The sequence below is a fragment of the Duffyella sp. Ts4 genome (assembly GCF_051851875.1).
Taxonomy (GTDB): Bacteria; Pseudomonadota; Gammaproteobacteria; order Enterobacterales; family Enterobacteriaceae; genus Duffyella; species Duffyella gerundensis.
Window position 1 is genome coordinate 255454 of record NZ_JBLYPN010000001.1, and the last position, 25401, is coordinate 280854.

The following is a 25401-nucleotide window of genomic DNA, read 5'->3' on the forward strand; positions in this document are numbered from 1 at the left end:
AATTTGGGCGACAGCGCGGAGTAAGATACACTTTCATTAACGAACTATAGCCCGAAGAATCTATGTCCAGACTTATAATGATGCTCCTTTTGGGGTCAGCGCTGCTGAGCGCTGCGGCCAGATCGGCGCTGCCTGCCGATATTCGTCACAGTGGCTTTGTCTACTGCGTAAACGGCGCGATTAACACTTTTAATCCGCAGCTGGCCAGCAGCGGATTGATTGTCGATACTCTTGCCGCACAGCTTTACGACCGGCTGCTGGATGTGGATCCCAATACCTATCGTCTGGCACCCGAGCTGGCGAGAAGCTGGGAAGTGCGCGACAACGGTGCCACCTGGCGCCTCTATCTGCGTCACGATGTGAATTTTCAAAAGACCGCGACCTTTACGCCCAGCCGTCGGTTGAATGCCGATGATGTGGTGTTCAGCCTGGCGCGGATGTTTGATGTGCATCATCCGTGGCACAACGTTAACGGCGGCAGCTATCCCTATTTTGACAGCCTGCAGTTTACCGACAGCGTGCAGAGCATCAAAAAGCTGGATAACTACACGGTGGAGATCCGGCTCAACAGCCCGGACGCCTCGTTTTTATGGCATCTGGCTACCCATTACGCGCCGGTGCTGTCGAAAGAATACGCTGACCAGCTCACCGCGCGCGGCATGCAGGAAGCGCTGGATCGCGAGCCAGTTGGCAGCGGCCCGTTTATGCTCAGCGAGTACCGCGCCGGACAATATATTCGCCTCGCCCGCAATCCAGGCTACTGGAAAGGCGTGCCGCGCATGCCGCAGGTAGTGATCGACATGGGTGCTGGTGGCACCGGTCGTCTGTCAAAACTGCTGACCGGCGAATGTGACGTACTGGCGTATCCGGCCGCCAGCCAGCTGACGATTCTGCGCGACGACCCGCGGCTGCGCATGACGCTGCGCGCCGGTATGAACATCGCCTATCTGGCATTTAATACCCGCAAACCGCCGCTAAACCGCCCGGAAGTCCGGCAGGCGCTGGCGCTGGCGATTAATAATGAACGCCTGATGGAGTCGATCTATTACGGCACGGCTGAAACCGCAGCGTCGATTTTGCCGCGCGCCTCCTGGGCCTATGACGGCAGCGCGCGCGTGACCGAATACAATCCGCAAAAATCACGCGATCAGTTACGGGCGCTGGGCGTGGAAAATCTGGAGATGTCACTGTGGGTGCCCGCTGCCTCACAATCCTGGAACCCGAGTCCGCTGAAAACCGCCGAGCTGATTCAGGCCGATCTGGCGCAGGTCGGCGTGAAAGTTACCATCGTGCCGGTGGATGGCCGCTTTCAGGAGGCGCGGCTGATGGAGATGAATCACGATTTGACGCTCAGCGGCTGGAGCACCGACAGCAACGATCCCGACAGCTTTTTCCGTCCGCTGCTGAGCTGTGCGGCGATCACCTCGCAAACTAACTATGCGCACTGGTGCAACAGCACCTTTGATCAGACGCTGCATAAAGCCCTGCTGTCACAGCAGCTGGCAAGCCGCATCGACAGCTATAATCATGCCCAGAAAATTCTGGCGCAGGAGCTGCCGGTACTGCCGCTGGCGTCGTCGTTACGTATTCAGGCCTATCGCCATGACATTAAAGGCCTGGTGCTGAGCCCGTTTGGCAACGCCTCGTTTGCCGGTGTTTATCGTGAGGGCGCTACGCCATGATTATCTACTCGCTGCGGCGCCTGGTACTGCTGCTGATCACGCTGTTTCTGCTGTCGCTGGTCAGCTTTAGTCTGAGCTATTTTACCCCCAACGCTCCGCTGCTGGGCGCCTCGCTGCTTGATGCCTGGTGGTTCTGGTTTAAAGGCATGCTGACCTTTGATTTTGGTATCTCGAGCATTAACGGCCAGCCGATCGGCGATCAGCTGCTTGAGGTGCTGCCCGCTACGCTGGAGCTGTGCATCGTCGCCTTTGTTCTGGCGCTGCTGATTGGCATTCCGGTGGGGATTATTGCGGGTGTGATGCGCAATAAATGGCAGGATAAAGCGATCAGTGCCGTCGCGCTGATCGGTTTTTCCATGCCGGTGTTCTGGCTGGCGCTGCTGATGACGCTGTTTTTCTCGCTGACGCTCGGCTGGCTGCCGGTGTCGGGTCGCTTCGATCTGCTCTATCAGGTGAAAACCATTACCGGCTTTGCGCTGCTTGATGCCTGGCTCAGTGATTCGCCGTGGCGCGACGAGATGATGACCAGCGTGCTGCTGCACATGCTGCTGCCGGTGATAACGCTGGCGGTGGCGCCAACCACCGAAGTGATTCGCCTGATGCGCATCTCCACCAGCGAGGTGATCGATAAAAACTATATCAAGGCCGCCGCCACGCGCGGGTTGTCGCGCTTTGCGGTGATTCGTCGCCACGTGCTACACAATGCGCTGCCGCCGGTCATACCGCGGCTGGGGTTACAGTTTTCGTCCATGCTGACGCTGGCGATGATCACCGAAATGGTCTTCAACTGGCCCGGCCTTGGGCGCTGGATGATCAACGCTATTCGTCAGCAGGATTATGCGGCTATTTCAGCGGGCGTAATGGTGGTCGGCGGGATGGTGATCGTGGTGAACGTGCTGTCAGATATTCTTGGCGCGGCAACGAATCCGTTGAAACATAAGGAATGGTATGCCCTCAGATAATATTTATGCCGAGAAGAAGCTGCCTGGCCCATTTCTGCACACCTGGCGGTTGTTTTATCGCGATACGGTAGCGATGATCGGCTTTTACAGTTTCATCGCTCTGCTGTTGCTCTGTATTTTTGGCGGCCTGATGGCGCCGTATGGGCTGGATCAGCAGTTCCTCGGCTATCAGCTGCAGCCGCCATCGTGGTCGCGTTACGGTGACGTCTCTTTTTTCCTCGGCACCGATGATTTGGGCCGCGATGTGCTGAGCCGGCTGTTGAGCGGCGCGGCGCCTACCGTCGGCTCGGCGCTGTTGGTGACGCTGTTTGCTGCGCTCTGCGCCACCGGGCTGGGCATGCTCGCCGGGATGACGCACGGTCTGCGCTCAGCTTTTTTGAATCACCTGCTTGATACGCTGCTGTCGATCCCGTCGCTGCTGCTGGCGATTATCGTGGTGGCCTTTCTTGGGCCGCGGCTGGAGCATGCGCTGTTGGCCGTCTGGCTGGCGATTTTACCGCGCATGGTGCGCGACATTTACAGCGCCATTCACGATGAGCTGGAGAAGGATTATGTTGTCGCCGCCCGGCTGGATGGTGCCAGCAACATCAATATTCTCTGGCATGCGATTTTGCCGAATATCCTCGGCCTGCTGATCGCTGAGTTTACCCGCGCTTTTTCGATGGCGATTCTGGATATCGCCGCGCTCGGCTTTCTCGACCTCGGCGCTCAGCTGCCGTCGCCGGAATGGGGAGCGATGCTGGGTGATTCGCTGGAGCTGATCTACGTTGCCCCCTGGACGGTTATGCTGCCCGGTGCGGCGATTACCGCCAGCGTGTTGTCGGTTAACCTTCTTGGCGACGGCATCAGACGCGCGCTGGATGCGGGAGTGGAATAATCATGCCATTACTTGATATTCGTAATCTGACCATTGAATTTATGACCGCCGACGGACCGGTAAAAGCGGTGGATCGCGTGAATCTTACCCTTAACGAAGGGGAAATCCGCGGCATTGTGGGTGAATCGGGTTCGGGCAAAAGTCTGATCGCCAAGGCGATCTGCGGCGTGACCAAAGATAACTGGCGCGTTACCGCCGACCGCATGCGCTTTAATGATATCGATCTGCTGCAGCTGTCGCCGCGCGAGCGACGTCGCGTAATGGGACACAACGTCTCCATGATTTTTCAGGAGCCGCAATCCTGTCTCGATCCCTCCGCCAGCATTGGCCGTCAGCTGATGCAGGCGATTCCCGGCTGGACATGGAAAGGCCGCTGGTATCAGCGTTTTCGCTGGCGCCACGTGCGCGCTATTGAGCTGCTACATCGCGTTGGCATCAAAGATCACAAAGACATCATGAGCAGTTTTCCCTATGAGTTAACCGAAGGGGAATGCCAGAAAGTGATGATCGCCATTGCGCTGGCCAATCAGCCGCGGCTGTTGATTGCCGATGAGCCAACCAACGCCATGGAGCCAACGACGCAGGCACAAATTTTTCGCCTGCTGAGCCGACTCAATCAGAACAACAGCACCACGATTTTGCTGATCAGCCACGATTTACAGATGCTGAGCCACTGGGCGAACCGCATCAACGTGATGTACTGCGGGCAAACCATGGAAACGGCGCAAAGCGAAGAGCTGATCGCTGTGCCGCACCATCCTTATACTCAGGCGCTGATCCGCGCCATGCCCGACTTTGGGCGGGCGATTCCGCACAAAAGCCGCCTGAATACGCTGCCCGGTGCCATTCCTTCGCTGGAGCATCTGCCGATCGGCTGTCGGCTCGGGCCACGCTGCCCTTATGCGCAGAAAAAGTGCATTGAAACGCCGCGGCTGGCGGGTGGCAAAAGCCATCTCTTCGCCTGCCACTTCCCGCTCAATCGCGGAGGCCAGTAATGAACGATATGCTGCTCAGGGTTAGCAACCTCAGCAAGACCTGGCGTTACCGCACCGGGCTGTTTCGCCGCCAGCACGTTGAGGCGGTGAAAAATGTCAGCTTTACCCTGCAAGAGAGGCAGACGCTGGCGATCATCGGCGAAAACGGCTCGGGTAAATCGACGCTGGCCAAAATGCTCAGCGGCATGGTGCCGCCCAGCGCCGGTGAAATGGCCATCGACGATCATCTGCTGCAATGGGGCGATTACGCCTGGCGCAGTCAGCGTATCCGCATGATCTTTCAGGACCCGTCTACCGCGCTGAATCCGCGCCAGCGTATCAGTCAGATTCTGGAATTCCCGCTGCGACTCAATACCGACCTCGACGCCGTGGCGCGGGAGAAACGCATTATCGATACTTTGCGTCAGGTCGGCTTGCTGCGCGATCACGCCGCCTATTATCCGCACATGCTGGCACCAGGCCAGAAACAGCGTATTGGCCTGGCGCGCGCGCTGATTCTGCAGCCGCAGGTTATCGTCGCCGATGAGGCGCTCGCGTCACTGGATATGTCGATGCGTTCACAGTTGATCAATTTGATGCTGGAACTGCAGGAGAAACACGGTATTGCTTATATTTACGTCACCCAACACCTGGGCATGATGAAGCACATCAGCGATCAGGTGCTGGTGATGCATCAGGGTGAAGTGGTCGAGCGCGGCAACACCGCTGAAGTGCTGGCAAATCCGCAGCACGACCAGACCAAACGGCTGATTAATAGCCACTTTGGTGAACCCTTAACCGCTGAAGCCTGGCGGCAACATAGCGAATGATCCGATAGCGAGGTCAGATTAACGCTCGCTGGAGACTCGTGCTAGAATCGCCGGGTCGATTATCGTCGGTCGCCTGATTTTTAACCTGCGGCCGCCAACAACAATGACCACAAGGACTACAACTATGGGTTTTCTTTCCGGTAAGCGCATTCTGATTACTGGCGTTGCCAGTAAACTCTCTATCGCCTACGGTATTGCGCAGGCGATGCACAAGCAGGGCGCAGAACTGGCATTCACCTACCAGAACGACAAATTGAAAAGTCGTGTGGAAGAGTTTGCGAAAGATCTGGGTTCAAGCATCGTATTACCTTGCGATGTCGCTGAAGATGAGAGCATCACCGCGCTGTTTACCGAACTGGCTAAAACCTGGGACAAATTTGACGGTTTTGTTCACTCTATCGGCTTCGCCCCTGGCGACCAGCTGGATGGCGACTATGTGAACGCCGTTACGCGTGAAGGCTTTAAAATCGCTCACGACATCAGCGCCTACAGCTTTGTTGCCATGGCCAAAGAGTGTCGCGCCATGCTGAACCCAAATTCAGCGCTGCTGACGCTCTCTTACCTCGGTGCCGAGCGCGCTATTCCAAACTACAACGTGATGGGCCTGGCGAAAGCGTCGCTGGAAGCCAACGTGCGTTACATGGCCAACGCGATGGGTCCGGAAGGCGTGCGTGTTAACGCCGTTTCCGCTGGTCCAATCCGCACCCTGGCAGCATCAGGCATCAAAGATTTCCGTAAGATGCTGGCCCACTGCGAAGCGGTTACCCCGATTCGTCGTACCGTAACCATCGAAGATGTCGGCAACTCAGCGGCTTTCCTGTGTTCTGACCTGGCAGGCGGCATCACCGGTGAAATCGTTCACGTTGATGGCGGCTTCAGCATCGCCGCAATGAACGAACTGGAACTGAAATAAGTTTTACAGGGCGAGGTTCTCTCGCCCTGCTCTCCCTGCCTGCACCGCCCACCCTGCGTTATAGCATCTTGCTATTTATTATCACCGATCATTCTTTTGCAGCCTGCCAGCCATAAGCGACGATAGCGACAGCTATTCAGAGCCGCTGCGCCTTCGCGTACCGGAAGCTGTTAATCTGTAAAAGGAATCCACATGGAACATCGCCGCCTCTCCGGCAACAGCCACTGGTATCATGAAACACAATCCTGTCGCTGTTCAGCACCCGCGCCGTCAGGCGACTCTTCTGCCGCCGCTGACGCCTTCCTGCTGGATCTTACCTGGTCTGTTCCGCCGCAGCTGCAGGAGGTTTTTCATACCGCCCGCCATCTCGGCGCGACGCTGTTTCCACAGCATTGCCCTACCTCGTTAACCCATACGCTTTCTCTTTACGATCGTCTGAGCACGGCACTGACCGTGGCGCAGGTAGCGGGTGTGCAACGACTGTGCAATCACTATGCTACCCGACTCTATCCCCTTTCCAGCACCGACTCATCGCGGGAGAGCAATAATCGCCTGACGCAGATGACCCAGTTTGCCCGTCAGCTGGCGATGCAGCCGTCGCTGATCGATGGCGACGCAATGGCTGCGCTGGATGCGGTGGGTCTGACCGAGCCCGACATCGTGACGCTGTGTCAGATTGTTGGCTTTATCAGCTATCAGGCGCGCGTCGTTGCGGGCGTACAGGCGCTAAACGGCCTGCCGGTGCGCTGGCTGCCCGGCCTCAGCGCTGCGCCCGATGCGGACGAGCAGCACCCGCGCGCGGCCTGTACGCTTAACCCGGTCACGTCCGGCTATGCCACGCCTGAACAGCAGCAGGCGGTGCGCTTTGCCGCGACGACGCTCTCTTCTGAGACGCTGCGCTGGCGGCTGGCACACGATGCCAGCGCCCTTAGCGCATGGTGTGCGTTGCATCAACAGCTGGAGACCTTGTCGGCAACGGCATTGGTGATGGCGGTCACTGCGCGCCTCAACGGCAATCGCCTCACCGCGGCTACGCCACCTGATGCAACCTTAACCGCTGAGACGGAGAATGGGCTGATTCAGCTGGCGACGCAGCTGACCCGCCTGCCGGCCACCTTTAGCGCGGCGCATCTGCAGACGTTAAAAGAACAGGGATTTGATGAGCCGACGCTGGCGCTGCTGATTCAGCACGTTGCGCTGGCTAACTGGGATGACCGGCTGCTGCCCGCCTTTACTGGCTAAGGTGCCGACGCAGCTCATCGAAGAAGTGCTGAGCCAGCGGTGACGCCCGCCCTGGTTCAGCTACCACCAGCGCCGCATGGCGCGACATCGGCGGGATATCCAGCTTACGGCGCGCCAGCTGTTGCAGATTGCTTTCCAGCAGATGTCCGACCGGCGCAATCATGCAGCCCAGCCCCACCTCCACCGCCTGCAACAGTTGAAATACCGATGTGGTTTCGAGAATAACCCGCGGCTGCAGTCCTGCATCGCGAAAATGGTTATCAAGATAGCGGCGAAAATAGCGCGTCGGCTCTGCCAGACAGAGCGGCAGATCTTTAAGCTGCGCGATGGTCAGCGCCTCAGCCTGTTCCAGCGCTGGAAAATGGTGCGGATGAAAAACCAGTTCCACGCCTTCATCGGCTAAAAGCTCAGCCTGAAAGTGCAGTTCGCGCAGCGTGGAGAGTTCGAAAAATCCAATACCGGCATCCACCGTATGGCTGTTAAGCGCCTCAAGCAGCTGATCGGCGCTCAGCACCGCGATGCGATAATCGAGCTGGGGATAGCGCTCCTGCACCGCCTTCAGCAATTTTGGCAGTGATATGCTGCACTGCGGCACCACGCCAATGCGCAGCGTGCCATTTACGCCATGCTTGAGCGACTCCACTTCCAGCTTCAGGCCCTGATAAACCGACACGATTTCCCGCGCCCAGGTCAGCACGCGTTCCCCTTCGGCGGTAAAGCCATCAAAATTGTTGCTGCGGTTGATCAGCGACAGGCCAAGCTCACGCTCCAGATTCTTCAGGCGCATGGAGAGCGTTGGCTGACTGACAAAGCTCGCCTCGGCCGCCCGGCCAAAATGGCGTTCGCGCTCAAGATTACAGAGATAGATAAGCTGTTTTATGTCCATTATTTTTATTTATCAACCACTTAAAATTATCATAAAACTAAAATAAAAAAATTATGTACTAAGTTGTGTACTAATAAAAATTTTACCATGCTCATTCTGATGCTTATCTGCCGAATAGCGGCTTTTAGCCTCAGTTAATGCGCGATTTATCTTAGCATGGCAGAAATAGTGGGCTTTGCGGATCAGGCTATGAGCTAAAACGGCAGGCCAAACTGGTCATCGTCGAACGCTTCCAGTCGAGGTTTTATTTTTTCCAGCGCCAGCAGATAGTTGATTCCCTGCGCCAGGGACGTCGGCTGCCCGAACTCCAGCCAGAAGTAAAAGGCATACGTCCGGCCAAACCAGTAGCCGCCGCCGCGCTCCTTAGGGCGCTGGAAGAATACCCACTCACCTTCCCTGAAGTGCTCCAGCTCCTCGCCCCGATACACAACCCTGAAATTACTGTCCTTGCCGCCCATAAACTCACCCCACCAAATAACTGTATAGAAAAACAGTAATATCTGTGGGTAATTTCGATCAGGCGAAATGGCTCAGGAGATTTGTAAGGTGTGGGTTATGCGTCCAGACCGTCAATAGCTTTCATGCGCGACTGAAGTTCGGCAATGATAGCGTCTTGCTTTTCAATTCGGCTGTGCCGTGCTTTGATTGCTGAACCATTAAGAGCGGCGGCGGCTTTGCCCGGATCGATGCTTTTTAGGTCATTAACAATCACGATTTCGTCATTATCTTCACGGCAGCGATACGCGAATTCATCCGGTTGTCTTTGAGTTGTTACGGCATCAGGCAGGTATTTCTCCAGGTCAGCAGCAAGATAGCCAACGCTTCTTCCACTTTCTACCCACCCACCCTCTCCGTCAGGCCTGTCGCGCATTTTAAATGTGACATGGCGAAGATTCAGAACAGCAACCAGAGCAAATTCCGGGTCAATCTCTTTAATGTCTTCTTTAATTCGTTCGTCTGAACCGGTTATCCATCCGCCGGGTGCATATCCAACCCCTGTATATGCGAGGTTGAACAAAGTGATTTCCGAGGTGTTTGTATTATTAACTACGCGGAATTTAAAACCACCATTCCCTCCGCCCCGGTTGCATTGAAGCGTCGCCCCGCCATCATTGTATTCATTCCAGCCTAAATATGTTCCCTGAGAAGATGCAGCCATATCCAGACCGCCTAACGTGGTGCGCCATACCTTCGGCCATTCGTGAACCATCTTCAGTCCGCCGTCATCTTTCAGGATGTCGAGAACGTCCATCTCGTCGGTTTCAACCAAGCGGCGGAGCACGTAATCCGCGTTGATCTCTACCCTTTCGTTTCGACTTGATTTAAGGTCAATGATGCGTTGAGCAATGTCCGGTTTTGTGAGGTTTTCACTACCAATCTTGCGGGCTGTATTATCGCTATACCCCGCCCAAATGGCCGCTTGCGTGGTGTTCAAATCGATGAGGTACTCGCGACAGAACATTTCTTGTTTGTCGGTGAGTGCCATTGTTAAAACGGTATCCTAATGAGAGGTTAAAGACGTAATGAGTTGGTTTACATATGCTACTGCCCCTATTGACTGGAATTGGGAGTTCATGGCTACAGTCGAACAGACAGCTGCGAGAATGGCTGAAAAATCCGCGTCAGATTTTCCTGACGGTGATGAACACAGACTGAGTGAATTAAAGCGATTCATTGATGATTGGGAACATGCACGAAATTTAGCATACTCTGGTTTATGGGAAGGGGACTATAGAGAGCCTCCTAAAGTTTTTTGGATTCCCGATGATCATTCCTTTAGTTATGCCTTTGCATGGAAGCAAGACAATAACGGCACAACTTTCATCGTAAGCCCCGTGCCTCTTCCACATCTTGATCAATACTCTCTGTAAATATCTTTCATTTGTATTGATGCCTGTTAAAAGCAGGCAATACAGAAAACAGACGACAAACAGCACGGTAAGCCGACTCGATGGCCTCCCAGCCTAGTGATGCCACACTACTGCAACAAAAAAGGCCCGCCGAAGCGAGCCTTACATAAAATCAGATTTTTATCTTTTGGGCTGAGTCTTTTTCACTCTCTTGAACGCATCTTCAGTTATATAGAAAATGTGAATCCACATAGAAAAAATGAATACTACAGCAGCGCTGATCCACGCAACTACTGGAAGCCTTACATCAATAAAGCATGCATAAGGAATTACGGACCAACAAAAACTGACATATATGTAGCATATGAAAAGGGGTATAAGGTTCCATCTGCTCAAAATTAATAAGGCAGCGGAAACCCCAAAAACGACCGCAAAGGTAAACCCCAGGGAGACCCGTGCATGCTCAACTGTCATGAACACAAGACAGAGATTAAACGCAATAACCTCGGCAATTATAACCCAAAGATTTCCTACAGATGGGCCGCCGTAAGCTATGCGGTGTAAACTTTGTTTAATTTCTTTCAGATCATCTTCTGTACGCATTTCTATACCCTTCTTTTAAAGCGAACAACGTCCGCGACGGCAAATGAGCCAAAGGTGAACACCCTAACTGTGCTCAGGTATATTTTTTTCCCTTTTTCACAATGCGTTTTCAACATCTTACTAACTCAGTAAGACTGGTTCAAGTTACTTTTATAAAGCCTATTTTGAACAATTCATTTTTAAATCAAATAGATAACTCATGTAGCAATCATCGCATTTTTAGATTTAAACAACTTCATTGATGCATCACGCCTTAAATAGTCCCCCGCAACACCTCACATCATTGCCTGCTGTCATCCCTTGGTTAAAGAGATTCTTAATCGACACAAATCTGTTAAAGATTGCGCACAGTTTTACGATAACTAATCAGTAAAAGGAGGCTGTCATGACAATAAAATGCCCAAAATGTGGATCAGAACAAGTTGATAAAAAGAATTATGCTACCAGAAGCCTATCTGTCTTAGGCGGCGCGGCGGCTGGTTTAGCTGTAGGCCTAAAGGCTTTCGATATAATCTCAGATGATACGAGCTCCGATAGCTCATTGTTTACCAGTGGAAGCATAGTTGTTGCAGCTAGTGCAGTAGGTGCCGCATTAGGCGCCGCAACTGGTGGGGTACTAGTAGGAGCTACCCTTGGTAATCAAATTGACGATAAGGTCTTGGACAATTTTTCATGCTTAAAATGCGACTACTGTTTCTCTAAAGATTAATCACTTAAGGCATTGCTCTCTTATGTACTGCTGCAACCCGGCTATTTGCTTTCCGGCAACTTCGATTCGCTCTCTAAGGGTGAAATAATCCCGCTGAGCGGCGTCAGTAAGTCGGGCGCTGGCTGCATCATCCATGCTGGCGGTACCGGCGGCGGATTGTCTCTGGCAGGTTGCGTTGAGCTGCAACCGACGCTTGCCAGCAGCAACATCGTCATGCAGCTGATCGATAGTGGCTTTAGCATCCGCTAACTCCTTCGTGTATTTCTGGTCGAGGGCTGCAACGCTTTTCTGTCGGCGCTGCATGTCGTTGATGGTTTCCTGTCGCGTTTCCGCCAGGCTGGCTGCTTCGGTGTATTCGTTGTGATAATGCCCGGCTACCGAACCAAACAGGACTATGCAGGCACAAAGCAGGAACCACAGCAACGAACGCCAGTTATTTGCCAGCCAGTTCATCAGCGCTCTCCGCCAGGCACATTGACCGCTCCATATCGCGGCGATTCATCAGTCCACGCCATTTCTGACCACCGGCGTAAATCCAGCGGCGCAGCTCTTCGCAGGCGCCGTCAACATCACCGGCATTAAGTTTCCGTAGCAGTGATGATTTAGAGAACGCGTTTGTGCCAACGTTATAGGTGAAGCTGTAAAGTGCGGCGCGCTGATACTCTCCCAGTGGAATTTTGACCATCCCATCAACAGCTTTCTTGACTGGCTGCAGGTCGTTCCACATTAGGCGATCACATTCGCGGTCGGTGTACTTCTTGCCCTTGATGATGTCGGTGCCGATGTGGCCGTCGCAGACAGTCCAGACGCCTGCCACATCTTTGTAAGGCTCGTACACCCTGCCCTTCTACACCATCCCTACCACCGAGAAATACAGTGGCGATAAGCATGGCTCCGCCGCCTGCAGCAGCAATCAGCTTGTTGCGCAGGCTGTTTGACATAGCCATGGATTAACCTTCTGTGATGTCTGGCGCGGTGGGCCAGCGTTGAAGCGCCTTAATCTGCGCCAGTGTGGCCTTACGTTTGTAGTACCAGTTGATGCCAAGCGTGAACAGCGCCACCAGAATACCGGCCAGCACGCCTACAGCACTCCACTCGTCGGGACTTAACCGGGTCAGGAGACCGTTGGCAATGGTCCCGGCAGATGCGCCATAAGCAGCGCCTGATGCCAGTTTGCTCATATTAAATGCCATATACACCTCCCATGGGGGTCGGTGCTGTGTGTGATTAGAAAAAAATTTAAAGTTCAAGAGCAAGCCGACCGATAATTTGCAAATGCCATAAATAACAAGGAGTCATTATGGAATCGGTATCAAGTTATAAAGAGCTAACCCGAGCAATCGCAATCGACTCAAACAGGATCGAAATTTCAGGAGATATCACTAAAGGAACTGTGAAAATTGTATGCACTGGTTCTGTAACTTGGGTAATAGCCTTTGGTGCCATCGGGATTGCTTATGCAGCTCTTGCTTTAGCCCCAACGACTGCGGGTACAAGTGCTTCAGTTTCTGCGCTTGCAGCCCCAGCTGCTATCGCGACACTAGGATTACCAGCAACCATAGCCGCCATTGCTATTTCAACTGCTGCTGGCTCAATTACGACTCTTAAAAAACTTCGTCGTTACAAAGTCGAGTCATGCAGTGATGGACACGCAATTTTGATAAGAAAATAATTCATTCATTATTAAATTGCTTTCTTTGCAGTCGATAATGCGGGGGAATTGCTGGCTCTCAATAAATGCAGATATCGGCCTGCTTAATTCTGCAAGCTAATGAAAAAATATAACGAACATTTTATAGGCATTTTAATTTATAAATTACGTTTTAAAATGCTGAGCCTCAATAATAATTTGCGAGAATACCCTTATATGGCAAAAAAACATCCGGGAACCTGCCCACATTGCAGAACAACAGTTACTCCCCTCATTTTGGAAGAAAATTTCGTTCGTAGGGATAAATGTCAGTGCACCAACCCAAAATGCCTAGGCATTGTTTACGCTTGCCGATCACCAGGCTGTGACCATTACGCCAAAGGTGGAAATGCATGGGATGAAGAGCTTTGTCCTGCATGTACAAAAGGAATGAGTGAGTCAGCCAAGCCTATTATCGAAAAAGCAGCAGTAGTCATAGCTGGGCTTGCTGTTACAGCAGCTGTTGCCAAGTTTAAAAATGAAGAATCATAAAATCAAAAAGCCCAAGGCGTTACCCTCGGGCTTAAATTCGTTAACGAATGCAGAAATCCCATCGTTGGAGCCAAATTACCACGGTTTCGGGAAAAGTAAATAGCTCACGATAAAATAACGCACTATATTTACTTTACGCTGTGACTTTCGACAGGGAGCGGTTGGCCCATGCCTCTTCAATCTCAAGCTTAGTTATGAGTGAATCGTAAAACGGCTTAACGCTTTTCTTCCAGGTGTCGAGCGATATCTCCTCAGTCACATTGCAGGTTGCCCGATACGCTTCGGTTGAAGGGATTCGCTCATAGCCTCTCCCTGAGCAACGCTTGCAGTCACCCATTACTGGCACGCCCTGCGCTTCTGTCTGTTTGCTATCGAGCGCACGTCCCCGGCCAGAACAGTCGTTACATGATGCTGATACAACTCCGCGGCCCTCGCAGGGTTTGCAGCGCACCCGCACCACTTCGCGCACGTTCCGCTTGAAGCCGCCCGCCAGCGGTGACTTCATCGTGAAAACTTCAGTATCAATGAAGCCAGCGCCCGAACAGCATTTGCATGACTTCAGGCTGACCGCGCTGCGGCAATAATCCAGATAGGCATATGTTGCGAGCACTTGCATTACGGCTGGTTTACTATCACTTCCGAGCTTACGAAGGGCTGCAACCCTGTCGCAGGTTTGAAGTGCATGCTGAGTTAACAAGGTGATCGCCCGAGCACTGTCATGTTTACTGATTCCCATCTTTCCCAGGAACGCGCTGTAGCCCATTTCAGCGCGACTCTGAGCCATACCCATTGCCGCCATAACATCAGTACCCGTCAGTGCTTCTGACGCAGTGGCTGGTGTGGTTGCCGTGTAGTTTGGAGATTTTGGTGAGTGGAATTTAATGGTACTTTCGAGATTCATGCTGTCTCCTGTCTTGTTTTTATCAGCTCTCTGGTCTTCTTCCGGTAATCCGCCGCCAGCTTCTGCAGCTCTTCCCGTGTCCACTTTTTCAGCTCATGCGGACCCATCAGGCGATCGAAAGCGGCCTGGCCGATTTTGGCTATCAGGTTCGGCTTGTACTCGCCGATATTCCCGGACAGGTATGAATTGCAGTGCTCACACTGGAGATGGCAGTTGGTTTCGTCGTAACCCGGCGGCGAGGTAGTCACCCTGCCTGCACCACTCGATGAACTGGCCGGGCGATGGCAGAAACGGCGATCCACTGGCTCGGGCCTGCTTCATACCGGCTGACAGCTGCTGTTTGTTGCTGATGCCGTTCCCGGCGAAGGCGGCGATCCACTGGCGCTTTGCTGCGGCTTCGTCGCGCGGGTCACGCCAGGCGGTGCTGACCGATGCGGGGAATACCTGCTTCAGGTTTGCGAACAGCGCGTCAACCAGACGTTCAACGCCCTCATGCTCGCCGCGCTCGACAGGCTGCGGGCCTTCGCCTGCGATGCGGGAAAGTGCGCCAGCGTCGCGACTCTGAATTGCTGCTACAAGGTTTCTCATATGAAATCGTTCTCCCATGCTTGGCGGCTGTTCCAGTGCTCAACTGGCTGCTGAGGCGCTGGCGTTCTGTTGCGGCCCGGCTGGCTCATCTGCGCCTTCAGCGTTTGCCACTTGGCGCGGAGCTTTGCAGGACTGAGAATGTTGGTCTGCCAGAAGTGATCGGCGCTAGCCCACCTGAAGGTTTCGCAGATATCAGCTCTTTAACCATATGGCCCTGTGAATACACAGGCCGAGGCGAGTGCTTCGGGCAAGAGAGAGGTGGAGCTTACGGCGCGAGTTTACCGCCGGACCTGAGAAGCCTCTTAAATTCGGAAACGTCACGGGTTCCGGCTCTTGCACCCAAGCACTCATTGAGGAAAACCCATGAACAGAAATCAACGACGTATGGCGGCTTTTAACTCCCGCAAAGCATCACAGTCTATCGAGCAGGCACGTTTCGAGCGCCGAATAGTCAGTACCTTATCCAGCTGCAACCAGAGAGTAGAGAAAGCAGTAATCTCACCCTCTCTGCGGGATAAGCATGAGAGCACAGCAATGTGCTTACCAGAAATCGCGATATTCGCTGCCGACTATCGCAACTCAAAAGATATCGTAACGGCGAGGTAAAGTATGGCGGGTGAAATGAAGGCGTCCATACGGATAGACGCCAGTGATGTAATTGAACAGGTTAAGGGTCTGGTTGATTTATTTAAGCTTGAAGCTGGTTCCCTTGAAAGCATCCCTGAACAAAGCATCGATTTGCTGTTTAGCCACGTCAGCACCCTGCTAGACAACGTCGTCGCGAGTGATTTCACGACCACAATCGGCGCAGGAGACGTCAGTGAAATTACTGTCAAAGTCAAAATCATCGGGCCGCTTGATGAGCTCGCTGCCGCAATCCGGGCAGGCGACCTTCATAGTTTTACTCTCCAGCATAATTAGTGCCTTTTTATACTGTTGGGTAGTTCAGATTTTATACAGATTTCTGCTGTTGGGAATAGCAGGAACCACCTCGCCTGATGTGGATAAAAGCAGGCATAAATTATCGAACAGGCGGCCTGATGGCGGCCTTTTTAAAAGCATCTATGGAAGGTCAATTTCTTTCAAACCTCGCTATGCTCGTCCCGCCGATTCGCTAACCATCACTTCGGGTGTCGGGATAAACTTTGAAACTATCAGGTAAACATTATCGAGCACTTTATTGCGCGACAAATATCCTGAAAAAGTAAATTTGTCCCGAGGCAACCTTAACTTCGCTCCGGATTTATCAGTAACGCTGTGCTTTAACCCGTTTTCGGTCATTGCATCTCGCATGCTTATATAAACGCCATTAGCATCAATTTCGCCACAAAATGCGATTGAAATATTAAAACTTGCCATCACGCCCACCTCATCACAGTTAGTTTAAGTTTACTTAACCATGATACTGCAGCTCATTTAGTGCACCAATAAATCCAGTTAGAACAACCATTTTGCCTAATGACAGCTTTTTATGCACAAAAAAGAAGAATAAATAAAGCTGCAAAAAGCCACACCAAAAGAATCATTTGGTTTAACCACGAGGCGGGCAGCTGAAATTGAGCCCGCGTTAGCAGGTAGTGGCTGTAGTAATAATTTTCAAACTACGGGCGCGCTATATTAATTCTAACCACTAAGTTCTGTTGGTGTGTTTTCGTCGCCCCTGTCAGGCGTTCGATTGCTGTTACCTGCCAAGCATGAGTGAAGGGTTAGCGGTGTACCACATTTCGCGCAAGCAGCGCCATGTCTGGTATGGGTGATTTGACAATAATCCGTAAAGACAAACTTTTTGTAACCACAACGAGGGCAGCAAAAGCTCAGGCCACACATACCATCTCCGTGGGTGCCGGATTGGCACCAATAGTTAAATACCTGATAACACAGCCATTAACTCCATATTTAAATCTAACTTAGATCAAATTTTAAGTGTTTTGAACTATTAATTTGTGATTAAAATGCATTTTTTACCTGCATCTGGAAGGAGTGATACCACAAAAATACTTTAGTAATCAGCTCAGTAGTGCATTCACACCGGCGCACTTCGGTGCGATATAGCTGAGAAATCTCATTGACCCGCCAGAAATGACTGGCCCTTATTACTTCAGCTCAAACCTAAACAATTAATCAGGAATCCCACGATGAACTATGCCGTCGTGGGCGCCGCTCAGCTTAATGAATCACTTCTCGACGTAATCACCCGCCGCCTCCGCACTGGCTGGCGCACCCTTCTCAACTTACTGGAGAGCCAGCCATGAAAATCAGCTATTTCAAACGAGCGCAGCAGCTTTGCCGTGAAGCGCAGCTGTACAGCGATAAAGCGAAGTGGGCTATGGCGATGCAACTGTTGCGGAGAGCGTGCCAGTGATGACCTGCAATCCATCAGATGCTTACCAGCGCCAGCAGAAGGAAGCGGAACGCCAGCGCCGCGAGCAAGAAGAGCGCGATCGGCTGGCGGATAACGACTTCATCCGGGCGCTGTACGAGATGATTAACGTGGGAGTGAAGAAATGAAACTCAGCATCAGAGACAACAAAGAGATTGAGGCAATCATCGAAAACCTCTCTGAGGGTGATAAGGAAATTATTGCTGAAGAGGTTGAGCGCCTGGCTGAACTGAAGTGTGCAAATCCCATTATGGGAGCAATTAGCGGATATGAGCCGTCAGAGTTTACCGCGCTGGCCTGCGAGTGGCTGGATGAATCTGACAGTGAGTATCAGGTGAAAGTGAGCGAGGTGCTGTGGGATTTGCTCAACTTTCGCGTAACCCGTGAATATGCCCTCAATATTTTCCGCAACCGGCATAGCTTTGATGAGGTGGCCTGATGGAACCGGGCGTCTACTTCGACATCAGCAACGAGGCGTATCACTCCGGGCCGGGCATCAGTAAGTCACAGCTGGATGATATCGCCATCAACCCTGCAATCTTCCAGTGGCGGAAGCTGGCGCCAGAAGATGACGAGAAGAAGGCCGCGCTGGACATGGGGACCGCCTTGCACTGCGTTCTTCTGGAGCCGGATGAGTTTGATAAGCGGTTCATCGTGGCACCTGAATTTAACCGCCGCACTACCCAGGGAAAGGCCGATGAGAAAGCCTTCATGGAAGACTGCGCCGGGTGCGGGATGACGGTGATGGATGCCGAGCAGGGACGCAAGCTGAAGCTGATGCGCGCCAGTGCCCTCGCCCATCCCGCCGCACGCTGGCTGCTTGAGGCTGAAGGCCACTGTGAAGCCTCAATATTCTGGAACGACAATGAGACGGGGGAGCTGTGCCGCATCCGACCAGACAAATTCCTCAGCTCTCAGCCAGTGGTTGTGGACGTCAAAAAAGTGGCGGATATGTCCCGATTTGCCCGCCACGTTGAGGAATTCCGCTATCACGTGCAGGACGCTTACTACCGCGAGGGATTCAGCCGGCAGTACGGCGAATACCCTCTTTTCGTATTCATCGCCGTCAGCGAGTCGATCGACTGTGGCCGCTACCCGGTGCGCGTCTTTCAGCTTGGCGAAGATGATGTGCAGGTCGGTTATGACCTGTTCCGGCGCGACCTCAACACCTATCACGAATGTCTGGCTTCAGGTAACTGGGGCGGGGTTGAAGAAATTACGCGCCCTGACTGGGCTAAAAGAAAGGACTACTCATGAGCAACGAAATTATGCACCTGCCGGTTAACGAGGCCGACCCCAAAGCAGCCATCTTCAGCCCTACCGGCCTGCAGAAGCTTCAGGCGTTTGCCGAGGTTGTGGCGCAGGGCAAAGCAACCGTGCCCGCCCACCTTGCCGGTAAGCCTGCTGACTGCCTGGCTATCGCATTGCAGGCTGCTCAGTGGGGAATGAATCCTTACGCCGTGGCACAGAAAACACACCTGGTAAACGGCGTGCTGGGCTATGAAGCGCAGCTGGTCAATGCGGTAATCACCAGCTCCACCGCCATGCAGGACCGGTTCAAATACGATTACGGCGGCGACTGGGGCAAGTTCAAGCCGGGCGTGGCGAATGCTGCCAATGAAAAAGGCCTGTTTGTGCGCGTTGGCGCTGTGCTGCGCGGCGAAACGGAAATCACCTGGGGCGAACCGCTCTATATGGAGTTCGTCACCACCCGCAACTCCCCACTGTGGAAAACGGCTCCGAAGCAGCAGCTGGCGTATCTGGCCGTTAAATACTGGGCGCGCCTCTACTGCCCGTACGTGATTCTCGGCGTTTAATCACCGGACGAATTTGAGCAGCAGGAGCGTGCAGAACGCGACGTTACTCCGGTCCGCTCCCGGCAGGATTTGAACAATCTGATCAATAGTAAGCCAGAAAGTCATCCGTCCGAGCAAGAAATTAATACGCCGGCGAACATCAATAACCTGGCTCGTACGCCGGATCAGCTACTTGTCGATTTCACCGAAGCCTCTGCTAATGCTGATTCGGCTTCAAGTCTAGACCGCTGCTACAAATATGCGGCGAAAATGCTGTCTGGAAATACCGGCCACCTAAAGAAAGCTACAGAAATTTATCAGCTGTGCTATACAGAATTAAATAATAAAAATCATTAGCTACATTAATAAAATCGCATAAATATCAACTTAAAAGGAAGAACTTATCATCAAATGCATAAAATTGCCCGCATAATGCGGGCTAAAAATACTTTTCACATAGATGGGGTTTTCCCAACTAAATTAGCACAACCCTTTCAAAAAAATTAATAAATGAAAACCTCAAAATTGCATATACTCCAAAGGATAGGATCATTAACCCAACACCTTCTAATAATAAGACCCACGGGAAACGGTAATTATCAATGGAATATACAATTATAGATAGCAAAAAAACACCACCACCCATGGCACAAATTCCAGCACACCCTATTGAGAGAAGTGAAAAAAACACTACCCACAAAGACTTGTAAAAATTTTCTTCAATTGCCACCAATATAAAACCAATAAAAAAACACACGCCTAACAAAGCACTAAAAAACTTAAAGGATCCATAAGCAATCGCAGACTCCAACCTTAAATCAAAAAGATATAATAAACCACGCCAAGAAGGATCAAATGAATCTGGTATATCAGTTTTGGGCTCAATCAGACCAAAGTAAAAAAAAAATAAAAAATAAGATTGCAAGGGTGATAAAAAGAGCTATTTGAAACAAAGGAATAAAAAACTCTTTAGCTCGATAATTTAATAATTTATCCAATAACCAAAAAATACCTTCTGGCTCTTCAAAATTGACCTTACTGCTTGAAAAACTGCTCCTTACAACTCTTTTCATGTTTAACCTAGACCCCTTATTAATATGATAAAATAAATAAGATAAAATCGCATTATAGAAAAACTTCTCTCATCTGATATTGCTTAGATATAAAACACCGTATAAAACATTTTTAGTGAATGATCAACAGATTTTAATGAATAATTTCATTTTACAGAGCCATGTCTCATGTTTAGCGCATAATTTTTAGATTTATAAATGCCCAGAAAAAACGGATTGGCGATAATAAAAATATTGAAAACACTAACAACGGAATTGAAAAGGTATTCAGACATATGATTGAATCACTATAGTAACTTTGCGCGGCAGTATCAGCGCTGCACTATACGGATTTATCAGAAGGGGAAAAGTGATGGCAGATTGCATAGTTTTTTAAAAAATATAAGGCCCTGGTAAAGCATTCGGCAGAGAACAGCTCAACTTATCTCGTGCTCACAGATGCTAGCACCAAAAATATCGAATCATACTGGATTGATTTTTATGAAAGGCATGAGGGGAACTTGAGGGCTATCTATAAAATTGCATATCAAACTCGCCCGCCAGATGAGGCAATAGAAGCAGCGCTAAATGAACTGAAACCGTATCCAGTAGAGCTCAGGCAATGACTGAAATTAAATTAACCTGCTCCGGCAGGTTTTTTTACGTCAAAAATCGGAGTAACCACCATGCATGCAGTCGATATTGATAATGCCGCTGAGCTGGAGATGCTCAATATTGAAATAGCTCTGGCTAACAGGCCGCGAACAACTATGACATTTACCGGCATCTGCCAAAACGGCGACTGCGGTGAGAAGCTGGAGAAAGGATTCTTCTGCTGTCCTGAATGCAAGGATGACTATGAGCGTATTGAACGCGCCAGGGTGATGCGGAGGGTTGCATGCGCACCTTCACTGCCTACATGGAAGAGTTAATCGACAACGGATATGGCGGCACAGACAAAAGGAAAAATGTCTGGTCCATTCCACGGGCAAGGCAGGCAGAGCAAGTCTGGAATGATTGCCTGCAGCGCAACGGAGTAACGGAGAATGCAGCCTCAGATTGAAAACGCAGTCCGGGCAGTAGCGCGCAAATGCCGCGAGGCAATCATCACCGCTATCAAAGACAAACCCCGAGCCGATTACGACCCCATCATCACCGAAATCCTCAACTTCCACGCCAAACAAATATAGTGCCTGTCGCCCAACACGTTCACGCCTAAATTGTGGCTGACCTACTATGTGCGGCTGGTCGATAAGGAGTCTCGCAATGACGCAGGATGAAATCAGACAACTGCCAAAGGATCGGCTAATTGCCGTGGCTAAGCTTGCAGCTGAAGCGGCCGGGGGCGGTGACTATCACGACCGCATTATTCTTGAAGCCTGTGGTGAACCCGGTGACTTCAATCCGCTGACCACCTGTGCTCACGCGATGATTGTGGCCGCCCGGCTGGAAATGAACATCATCTTTGGCGATTCAGTAGTTCTGGTGACAGAGCCGGACGGTCTGGAATCGCGCACCATCGAATATACAGCTTCTGGCCGCATCGCTGCCATGCGCAAAGCTATCACCCTGCTCGCTGCCGACTCCGCGCAGTATATCTAACCAAACCCATCGACTTTAACTATCGCGCCCTGCGTGAGGAATAACTCTGTCTGAAATCAGCATCCTCGATATGTGCTGCGGCTCCCGTATGTTCTGGATGGATAAGCAGGACAGCCGAACCGTGTTCACAGATAAGCGTGAAGAGACGCATATTTTATGCGATGGCCGGTTACTGGAAATCAGCCCCGACATTATCGCTGACTTCCATGCTCTTCCATTCCCTGACAGCACATTCTCTCAGGTTGTTTTCGATCCGCCTCACCTCGAACGCGCCGGTAAAAAAGCTGGATGCGTAAAAAATATGGCGCGCTGGATAAGCAGAGCTGGCGTGATGATATCCGCGCTGGAGCTGCGTTTAACTGGCGTGAACGACTGATACACCTGTTAACGCTGGCTGGGGCATGTTTTTGCCCTCTTTTTACAGGCTATTTTAATTCTATTGGTTAGCAGAACTGATTTCCCTGGTGCGCTTACTGCTTATTTAGTGGGATACGGCCATGCGTGATCCATACCGATCATCGATAGTGAACCGCTGGCGGCGAAGTACACAATCATTAACGTAAATATTACAAATGCCGTGATTTCAAGAGATTTGATCAGATGATGCTTAGCCATAAATAGCCCTCTTACGGTTGTGTGTATTGAACTGCTCCTGTGTAATTTAGAATGTTACCGGTAAAGTGCAAGCCTGCTTTACATAAGGAAACATAAAGAGTTAGCCGTCTCATAGCGCAGTACGTGAGTGCTAGGAGGGTAAGTGAACAACAGGTTGGAAATGATGAAATTGCAGTGAATGATGTTTGCCCTGGCGCATGGCTTATCTTTCTGCATGAGCTTCAAGGCGGGCGATGCAAATAGCGGAAAATGCCTGATGAGGGATCGGCCAGCAGCCTGCGGGTTTCAACAGATTCAGCGAAAGCGAGCAGAACGCGATAACTCAGACCAAGAGAATGCGCCGTTGCCGCAGGGCAATGGCGCAGGGGTGAGCATCAGAGGATGGCGGCTTCGCTACATCGTTGAGGCGGCTACGTTATCAAGTGCCCGACTAGCTGCTCAGCGATTTAGTCTGTACCAATATTAACGGGCATTTTCTGACCTTGCAGGCCTGCGAATAGGCCAACTCGCAAACGTCACAGAGATCTCTTATATCTGACTCATATTCATATTCCATGTAATAACGAAAGTTGCCATCACAGGGCTGGGTTCTCCAGAATCGTTGCGGCTCCAGCACTTCATCAAGTTGCCTGAATGTCAGGCCCGTTGGGTTATGAAAACCCACTCTTACCAGGTATGTAGTCATGCAACGATTATTCCCCTAACCGTGACCGGGTAGCCAGCCGGTATTAATTCTCATTGAGATAGGAGAAACCTAACCTGAAGGCTTATGGCCGCCACGTTATCAACGGGATAATACCTGAGAATCACCGTAAGCAGCTGAGAGTGAGCACGCGGAAGATAAACGGCGGCAGCTTCCTTTGGTGGTTAAAGAAAGAGTAATGGTATGGCGTGAAAGGTAGAGATGTTTGCCGGACAACGCCGCAGAGAAAAGCAAGGTTGCCAGGCGAGACGAACGTCTCTTATAGGGTGTCGAAAAAGCTGAGAGCAAGGAATGTGCTGAGAAAAGGTGCCTGCTTTCGCGGCAGGCGTTATATCCCTTCCGCGTGGTTAGCCTGCTGAGCGCTGTAATACCGGCTCGGCCTGAAGCTCCAGCAGCTGCATCACTTTATTCATGGTATTCAGCTCATCGGCTGAATAGGTTTTATTGGCTATGAGGTCGATATTCAGCAGTGTCATAATGCTTTCAGCACAGGTTGGGCTGGCCACCGCCATTGACAGCATCGCCTGTCCGACCAGAAAGCAGGTATTTTTATACTGCGGATTCACGTCATTATTCTTAGCCATTTGCCCTCCGGGATAAGTTAACACAACGGATTAAAACAGACACATCAGCTAATGACTACGTCTGATTATCGTCAACCCGATGATTGTAAAAGAGTTCTGAATTATTATGCAGGCAGTTTCATTACGTCTGATTTCCCATTAATTGCGTTGAGCCATCCTTCATTTCAGCCGCAACGGCAGATCAAGCGAGGGCGTGTCGCACTGTCAGCGCAAGCGGATGCCTGGACTTTAACCTGGCATCATTTGCTGTGGATCATCACCCTGAGCGCTGCGTAACAGGCCATTTCCCCCCAACGAAACGTCAAGATTTGTCAATCTTCTTACCGCGCCGTTTTCAGCCGCCGTTACTCTGCCGCCATTCAGTAACCATCTGTTTATTCACTTCTTTTTTGTAGCATATCGGCGCATAGCCGCCCGCTTTGCTCTAGGCACTGCGCCTGCCGCAACTGCTGCCGTTACGGGCGCTGTTAAACGGGCAGGCACAGGTGCCCGGATAGTCAGCGATCGAATCATCGATAATCTGCTGTTTCACTTCATCGTCACTGAGCGCGTTTTTTTTAGCCAGGGCTGGGTTGCCAGAGAGCATGCCCGCTATTAACACCATCAGCGGTAAAAGCGTTCTGCATCGCATCATTATTCCCTCCGTGATGAAGAAGAAAAATTAACCTTTTTCAGCCTGTTTCAATTGGCCGATTAAACAGCAAAAATGCGTTTTTGCGCTGAAATCGTTCGGTGCGGTCAAAATAACGGCACCTGATAACAGGCTATATCGCCGTGACGTTGCTGCTGCGCTTGAGTCCGCGGCGCTTTGCAACTAAACCTGGTAATCTGGCTTGCAACGTTAAGGATGAAAAAATGAAGAAGTGGTTTGTTTCGTACGTGGTAAAGCCGCAGGGTCAGGAGCACAAAACCCTGCATGCGTTTATTGAAGGTGATGACGTTGAGGAAGAACTGACGGCCTATATTTATGGCATCAAAGCGTTGATGAAACTGGAAACGGAAGAGATTACCGTGCTGTCGGTAAGCCTGGTATAAGTGGGAAAAGAGATCGCCCCGCTGCTGCGGGGCGCGTCTTACAGAATATTGCTGTCGCCGTTAGCTTTTACTGAGCACATAGCTGAACACCCTGCCGTTTTTCATCTGCACCGTCAGCGTTTTGCCTTCGGTGGTGTCCATCGCTCTGGCTTCGCTGTATGTCCACATCAGCAGTTGCTGACCATCGGGATAAGGCGTTTCGGTGTCAGGCTGACCAAACAGCGAGATCAGTTCCGTCCGTGTGGTGCTGCCTTTGTGGATTTGTTGCACGCCATCAGCATCGATATTGCGCCCAACTGAGTTTGAACAGGCGCTAATTAATACAATGATCGCGCTGAAAATTATCGCTTTATTCACAACCGGCTTCCTGTGAAAACCTTGAGCTGATGGGTAAATGGCGTAACAGAAGCCGCCCGCAGGTGGCTTGGTGATAAC

34 protein-coding genes and 4 pseudogenes are annotated in these 25401 nt (G+C 51.4%); 21 read left to right on the forward strand and 17 right to left on the reverse strand.

Annotation, left to right across the window (positions count from 1 at the left end; translation table 11 throughout):
* Positions 1-62: 62 nt before the first annotated feature.
* The 7 genes from sapA to ACJY2L_RS01210 all read left to right on the forward strand — a co-directional run bounded on the left by sapA (position 63) and on the right by ACJY2L_RS01210 (position 7480).
* The gene (sapA, locus tag ACJY2L_RS01180; protein WP_439212109.1) at positions 63-1682 is read left to right on the forward strand and encodes an ABC transporter substrate-binding protein SapA; all 1620 of its coding nucleotides are present in this window, start codon (positions 63-65) and stop codon (positions 1680-1682) included.
* On the forward strand, positions 1679-2644 hold the full coding sequence (gene sapB / locus ACJY2L_RS01185) for a putrescine export ABC transporter permease SapB (RefSeq protein ID WP_439212110.1): 966 nt from the start codon (positions 1679-1681) through the stop codon (positions 2642-2644). The genes sapA and sapB overlap by 4 nt, the downstream gene beginning before the upstream one ends.
* A complete protein-coding gene (gene sapC / locus ACJY2L_RS01190) occupies positions 2631-3521 on the forward strand; it encodes a putrescine export ABC transporter permease SapC (RefSeq protein WP_067430901.1) in 891 nt (296 codons plus the stop codon). Before sapB ends, sapC begins: the two co-directional genes overlap by 14 nt.
* Before the next feature lie 2 nt (positions 3522-3523).
* The gene (gene sapD, locus ACJY2L_RS01195) at positions 3524-4516 is read left to right on the forward strand and encodes a putrescine export ABC transporter ATP-binding protein SapD (protein WP_067430904.1); all 993 of its coding nucleotides are present in this window, start codon (positions 3524-3526) and stop codon (positions 4514-4516) included.
* Positions 4516-5325 carry a putrescine export ABC transporter ATP-binding protein SapF gene (gene sapF / locus ACJY2L_RS01200; protein WP_067430906.1) on the forward strand — a complete coding sequence of 270 codons (810 nt, stop codon included), beginning with the start codon at positions 4516-4518 and terminating at the stop codon, positions 5323-5325. Before sapD ends, sapF begins: the two co-directional genes overlap by 1 nt.
* A 124-nt stretch (positions 5326-5449) precedes the next feature.
* Complete coding sequence (gene fabI / locus ACJY2L_RS01205; RefSeq protein WP_067430907.1) at positions 5450-6238, forward strand: enoyl-ACP reductase FabI; 789 nt, start codon at positions 5450-5452, stop codon at positions 6236-6238.
* 192 nt (positions 6239-6430) lie between these two features.
* Positions 6431-7480, forward strand: coding sequence for a CMD domain-containing protein (locus ACJY2L_RS01210; RefSeq protein ID WP_439212111.1), 1050 nt, complete (start codon positions 6431-6433; stop codon positions 7478-7480).
* Here ACJY2L_RS01210 and ACJY2L_RS01215 read toward each other — a convergent pair.
* The 3 genes from ACJY2L_RS01215 to ACJY2L_RS01225 all read right to left on the reverse strand — a co-directional run bounded on the left by ACJY2L_RS01215 (position 7470) and on the right by ACJY2L_RS01225 (position 9852).
* Positions 7470-8366 (reverse strand): LysR family transcriptional regulator, encoded by an 897-nt coding sequence (locus ACJY2L_RS01215; protein WP_067430910.1) that lies wholly within the window; start codon positions 8364-8366, stop codon positions 7470-7472. The genes ACJY2L_RS01210 and ACJY2L_RS01215 overlap by 11 nt on opposite strands.
* Positions 8367-8560: 194 nt before the next feature.
* Positions 8561-8824 (reverse strand): hypothetical protein, encoded by a 264-nt coding sequence (locus ACJY2L_RS01220; RefSeq protein WP_439212112.1) that lies wholly within the window; start codon positions 8822-8824, stop codon positions 8561-8563.
* Positions 8825-8919: 95 nt separating this feature from the next.
* On the reverse strand, positions 8920-9852 hold the full coding sequence (locus ACJY2L_RS01225; protein ID WP_439212113.1) for a terminase small subunit: 933 nt from the start codon (positions 9850-9852) through the stop codon (positions 8920-8922).
* Positions 9853-9940: 88 nt separating this feature from the next.
* On the opposite strand from ACJY2L_RS01225, the gene ACJY2L_RS01230 reads away from it, so the two are divergent.
* On the forward strand, positions 9941-10237 hold the full coding sequence (locus tag ACJY2L_RS01230; protein ID WP_439212114.1) for a hypothetical protein: 297 nt from the start codon (positions 9941-9943) through the stop codon (positions 10235-10237).
* 159 nt (positions 10238-10396) lie between these two features.
* Here ACJY2L_RS01230 and ACJY2L_RS01235 read toward each other — a convergent pair whose 3' ends face one another.
* On the reverse strand, positions 10397-10819 hold the full coding sequence (locus ACJY2L_RS01235; protein ID WP_439212115.1) for a hypothetical protein: 423 nt from the start codon (positions 10817-10819) through the stop codon (positions 10397-10399).
* A 385-nt stretch (positions 10820-11204) separates the two neighbouring features.
* Here ACJY2L_RS01235 and ACJY2L_RS01240 point away from each other — a divergent pair, with 385 nt between their 5' ends.
* Entirely contained in the window at positions 11205-11528 is a 324-nt protein-coding gene (locus tag ACJY2L_RS01240) for a hypothetical protein (protein ID WP_439212116.1), read from the forward strand.
* On the opposite strand, the gene ACJY2L_RS01245 is transcribed toward ACJY2L_RS01240, so the two are convergent.
* The 3 genes and pseudogenes from ACJY2L_RS01245 to ACJY2L_RS01255 form a co-directional block, all read right to left on the reverse strand.
* Positions 11529-11981 carry a lysis protein gene (locus tag ACJY2L_RS01245; RefSeq protein WP_439212117.1) on the reverse strand — a complete coding sequence of 151 codons (453 nt, stop codon included), beginning with the start codon at positions 11979-11981 and terminating at the stop codon, positions 11529-11531. It lies immediately after the preceding gene.
* Positions 11962-12469: pseudogene (locus tag ACJY2L_RS01250) on the reverse strand (lysozyme). The gene ACJY2L_RS01245 and the pseudogene ACJY2L_RS01250 overlap by 20 nt, the downstream one beginning before the upstream one ends.
* A gap of 9 nt (positions 12470-12478) precedes the next feature.
* Entirely contained in the window at positions 12479-12721 is a 243-nt protein-coding gene (locus tag ACJY2L_RS01255) for a phage holin (RefSeq protein WP_439212118.1), read from the reverse strand.
* Positions 12722-12828: 107 nt separating this feature from the next.
* Between ACJY2L_RS01255 and ACJY2L_RS01260 the strand changes: the two genes are divergently transcribed.
* Both ACJY2L_RS01260 and ACJY2L_RS01265 read left to right on the forward strand, forming a co-directional pair.
* Positions 12829-13200 carry a hypothetical protein gene (locus ACJY2L_RS01260; RefSeq protein WP_439212119.1) on the forward strand — a complete coding sequence of 124 codons (372 nt, stop codon included), beginning with the start codon at positions 12829-12831 and terminating at the stop codon, positions 13198-13200.
* 99 nt (positions 13201-13299) lie between these two features.
* Entirely contained in the window at positions 13300-13710 is a 411-nt protein-coding gene (locus ACJY2L_RS01265; RefSeq protein WP_439212120.1) for a hypothetical protein, read from the forward strand.
* Between the two features lie 133 nt (positions 13711-13843).
* Here the strand turns inward: ACJY2L_RS01265 and ACJY2L_RS01270 are convergent, their stop codons facing one another.
* The 5 genes from ACJY2L_RS01270 to ACJY2L_RS01290 all read right to left on the reverse strand — a co-directional run bounded on the left by ACJY2L_RS01270 (position 13844) and on the right by ACJY2L_RS01290 (position 16558).
* Positions 13844-14611 carry an antitermination protein Q gene (locus ACJY2L_RS01270; RefSeq protein ID WP_439212121.1) on the reverse strand — a complete coding sequence of 256 codons (768 nt, stop codon included), beginning with the start codon at positions 14609-14611 and terminating at the stop codon, positions 13844-13846.
* On the reverse strand, positions 14608-14913 hold the full coding sequence (locus ACJY2L_RS01275) for a recombination protein NinG (protein ID WP_439212122.1): 306 nt from the start codon (positions 14911-14913) through the stop codon (positions 14608-14610). The genes ACJY2L_RS01270 and ACJY2L_RS01275 overlap by 4 nt, the downstream gene beginning before the upstream one ends.
* Positions 14807-15199 carry a replication protein P gene (locus ACJY2L_RS01280; protein WP_439212123.1) on the reverse strand — a complete coding sequence of 131 codons (393 nt, stop codon included), beginning with the start codon at positions 15197-15199 and terminating at the stop codon, positions 14807-14809. Before ACJY2L_RS01280 ends, ACJY2L_RS01275 begins: the two co-directional genes overlap by 107 nt.
* Positions 15200-15964: 765 nt before the next feature.
* Positions 15965-16114 carry an ECs_2282 family putative zinc-binding protein gene (locus ACJY2L_RS01285; protein WP_439212124.1) on the reverse strand — a complete coding sequence of 50 codons (150 nt, stop codon included), beginning with the start codon at positions 16112-16114 and terminating at the stop codon, positions 15965-15967.
* Positions 16115-16291: 177 nt separating this feature from the next.
* The gene (locus ACJY2L_RS01290) at positions 16292-16558 is read right to left on the reverse strand and encodes a hypothetical protein (protein WP_439212125.1); all 267 of its coding nucleotides are present in this window, start codon (positions 16556-16558) and stop codon (positions 16292-16294) included.
* 776 nt (positions 16559-17334) lie between these two features.
* Between ACJY2L_RS01290 and ACJY2L_RS01295 the strand changes: the two genes are divergently transcribed.
* The 6 genes and pseudogenes from ACJY2L_RS01295 to ACJY2L_RS01320 all read left to right on the forward strand — a co-directional run bounded on the left by ACJY2L_RS01295 (position 17335) and on the right by ACJY2L_RS01320 (position 19732).
* On the forward strand, positions 17335-17451 hold the full coding sequence (locus ACJY2L_RS01295) for a protease FtsH-inhibitory lysogeny factor CIII (RefSeq protein WP_439212126.1): 117 nt from the start codon (positions 17335-17337) through the stop codon (positions 17449-17451).
* Between the two features lie 106 nt (positions 17452-17557).
* Complete coding sequence (locus ACJY2L_RS01300) at positions 17558-17707, forward strand: hypothetical protein (protein WP_439351279.1); 150 nt, start codon at positions 17558-17560, stop codon at positions 17705-17707.
* A complete protein-coding gene (locus tag ACJY2L_RS01305; RefSeq protein WP_439212128.1) occupies positions 17704-18018 on the forward strand; it encodes a hypothetical protein in 315 nt (104 codons plus the stop codon). The genes ACJY2L_RS01300 and ACJY2L_RS01305 overlap by 4 nt, the downstream gene beginning before the upstream one ends.
* Entirely contained in the window at positions 18018-18836 is an 819-nt protein-coding gene (locus tag ACJY2L_RS01310) for a PD-(D/E)XK nuclease-like domain-containing protein (protein WP_439212129.1), read from the forward strand. Before ACJY2L_RS01305 ends, ACJY2L_RS01310 begins: the two co-directional genes overlap by 1 nt.
* Positions 18833-19393 (forward strand): annotated as a pseudogene (locus ACJY2L_RS01315) (RecT family recombinase); the annotation flags it as partial. The gene ACJY2L_RS01310 and the pseudogene ACJY2L_RS01315, both read left to right, overlap by 4 nt.
* A gap of 72 nt (positions 19394-19465) precedes the next feature.
* Positions 19466-19732 (forward strand): hypothetical protein, encoded by a 267-nt coding sequence (locus ACJY2L_RS01320; protein ID WP_439212130.1) that lies wholly within the window; start codon positions 19466-19468, stop codon positions 19730-19732.
* A 524-nt stretch (positions 19733-20256) separates the two neighbouring features.
* Here the strand turns inward: ACJY2L_RS01320 and ACJY2L_RS01325 are convergent.
* On the reverse strand, positions 20257-20448 hold the full coding sequence (locus ACJY2L_RS01325) for a hypothetical protein (RefSeq protein ID WP_439212131.1): 192 nt from the start codon (positions 20446-20448) through the stop codon (positions 20257-20259).
* An 877-nt stretch (positions 20449-21325) separates the two neighbouring features.
* Between ACJY2L_RS01325 and ACJY2L_RS01330 the strand changes: the two genes are divergently transcribed.
* The 3 genes and pseudogenes from ACJY2L_RS01330 to ACJY2L_RS01340 form a co-directional block, all read left to right on the forward strand.
* Positions 21326-21490: a hypothetical protein gene (locus ACJY2L_RS01330; RefSeq protein WP_439212132.1), complete on the forward strand. Its 165-nt coding sequence runs from the start codon at positions 21326-21328 to the stop codon at positions 21488-21490.
* A 203-nt stretch (positions 21491-21693) separates the two neighbouring features.
* Positions 21694-22029: a hypothetical protein gene (locus tag ACJY2L_RS01335; RefSeq protein WP_439212133.1), complete on the forward strand. Its 336-nt coding sequence runs from the start codon at positions 21694-21696 to the stop codon at positions 22027-22029.
* 70 nt (positions 22030-22099) lie between these two features.
* Positions 22100-22377, forward strand: a pseudogene (locus tag ACJY2L_RS01340) (SAM-dependent methyltransferase); the annotation flags it as partial.
* Between the two features lie 697 nt (positions 22378-23074).
* On the opposite strand, the gene ACJY2L_RS01345 reads toward ACJY2L_RS01340, so the two are convergent.
* The 3 genes and pseudogenes from ACJY2L_RS01345 to ACJY2L_RS01355 form a co-directional block, all read right to left on the reverse strand.
* Positions 23075-23329 (reverse strand): hypothetical protein, encoded by a 255-nt coding sequence (locus ACJY2L_RS01345; RefSeq protein WP_071852505.1) that lies wholly within the window; start codon positions 23327-23329, stop codon positions 23075-23077.
* Positions 23330-23694: 365 nt separating this feature from the next.
* Positions 23695-23931 (reverse strand): hypothetical protein, encoded by a 237-nt coding sequence (locus ACJY2L_RS01350; protein WP_067430912.1) that lies wholly within the window; start codon positions 23929-23931, stop codon positions 23695-23697.
* A gap of 334 nt (positions 23932-24265) precedes the next feature.
* Positions 24266-24535: pseudogene (locus ACJY2L_RS01355) on the reverse strand (hypothetical protein).
* 251 nt (positions 24536-24786) lie between these two features.
* Between ACJY2L_RS01355 and ACJY2L_RS01360 the strand changes: the two are divergent.
* Positions 24787-24966 carry a hypothetical protein gene (locus ACJY2L_RS01360; RefSeq protein WP_439212134.1) on the forward strand — a complete coding sequence of 60 codons (180 nt, stop codon included), beginning with the start codon at positions 24787-24789 and terminating at the stop codon, positions 24964-24966.
* 60 nt (positions 24967-25026) lie between these two features.
* Here the strand turns inward: ACJY2L_RS01360 and ACJY2L_RS01365 are convergent, their stop codons facing one another.
* A complete protein-coding gene (locus tag ACJY2L_RS01365) occupies positions 25027-25323 on the reverse strand; it encodes a hypothetical protein (protein ID WP_439212135.1) in 297 nt (98 codons plus the stop codon).
* Positions 25324-25401 lie beyond the last annotated feature (78 nt).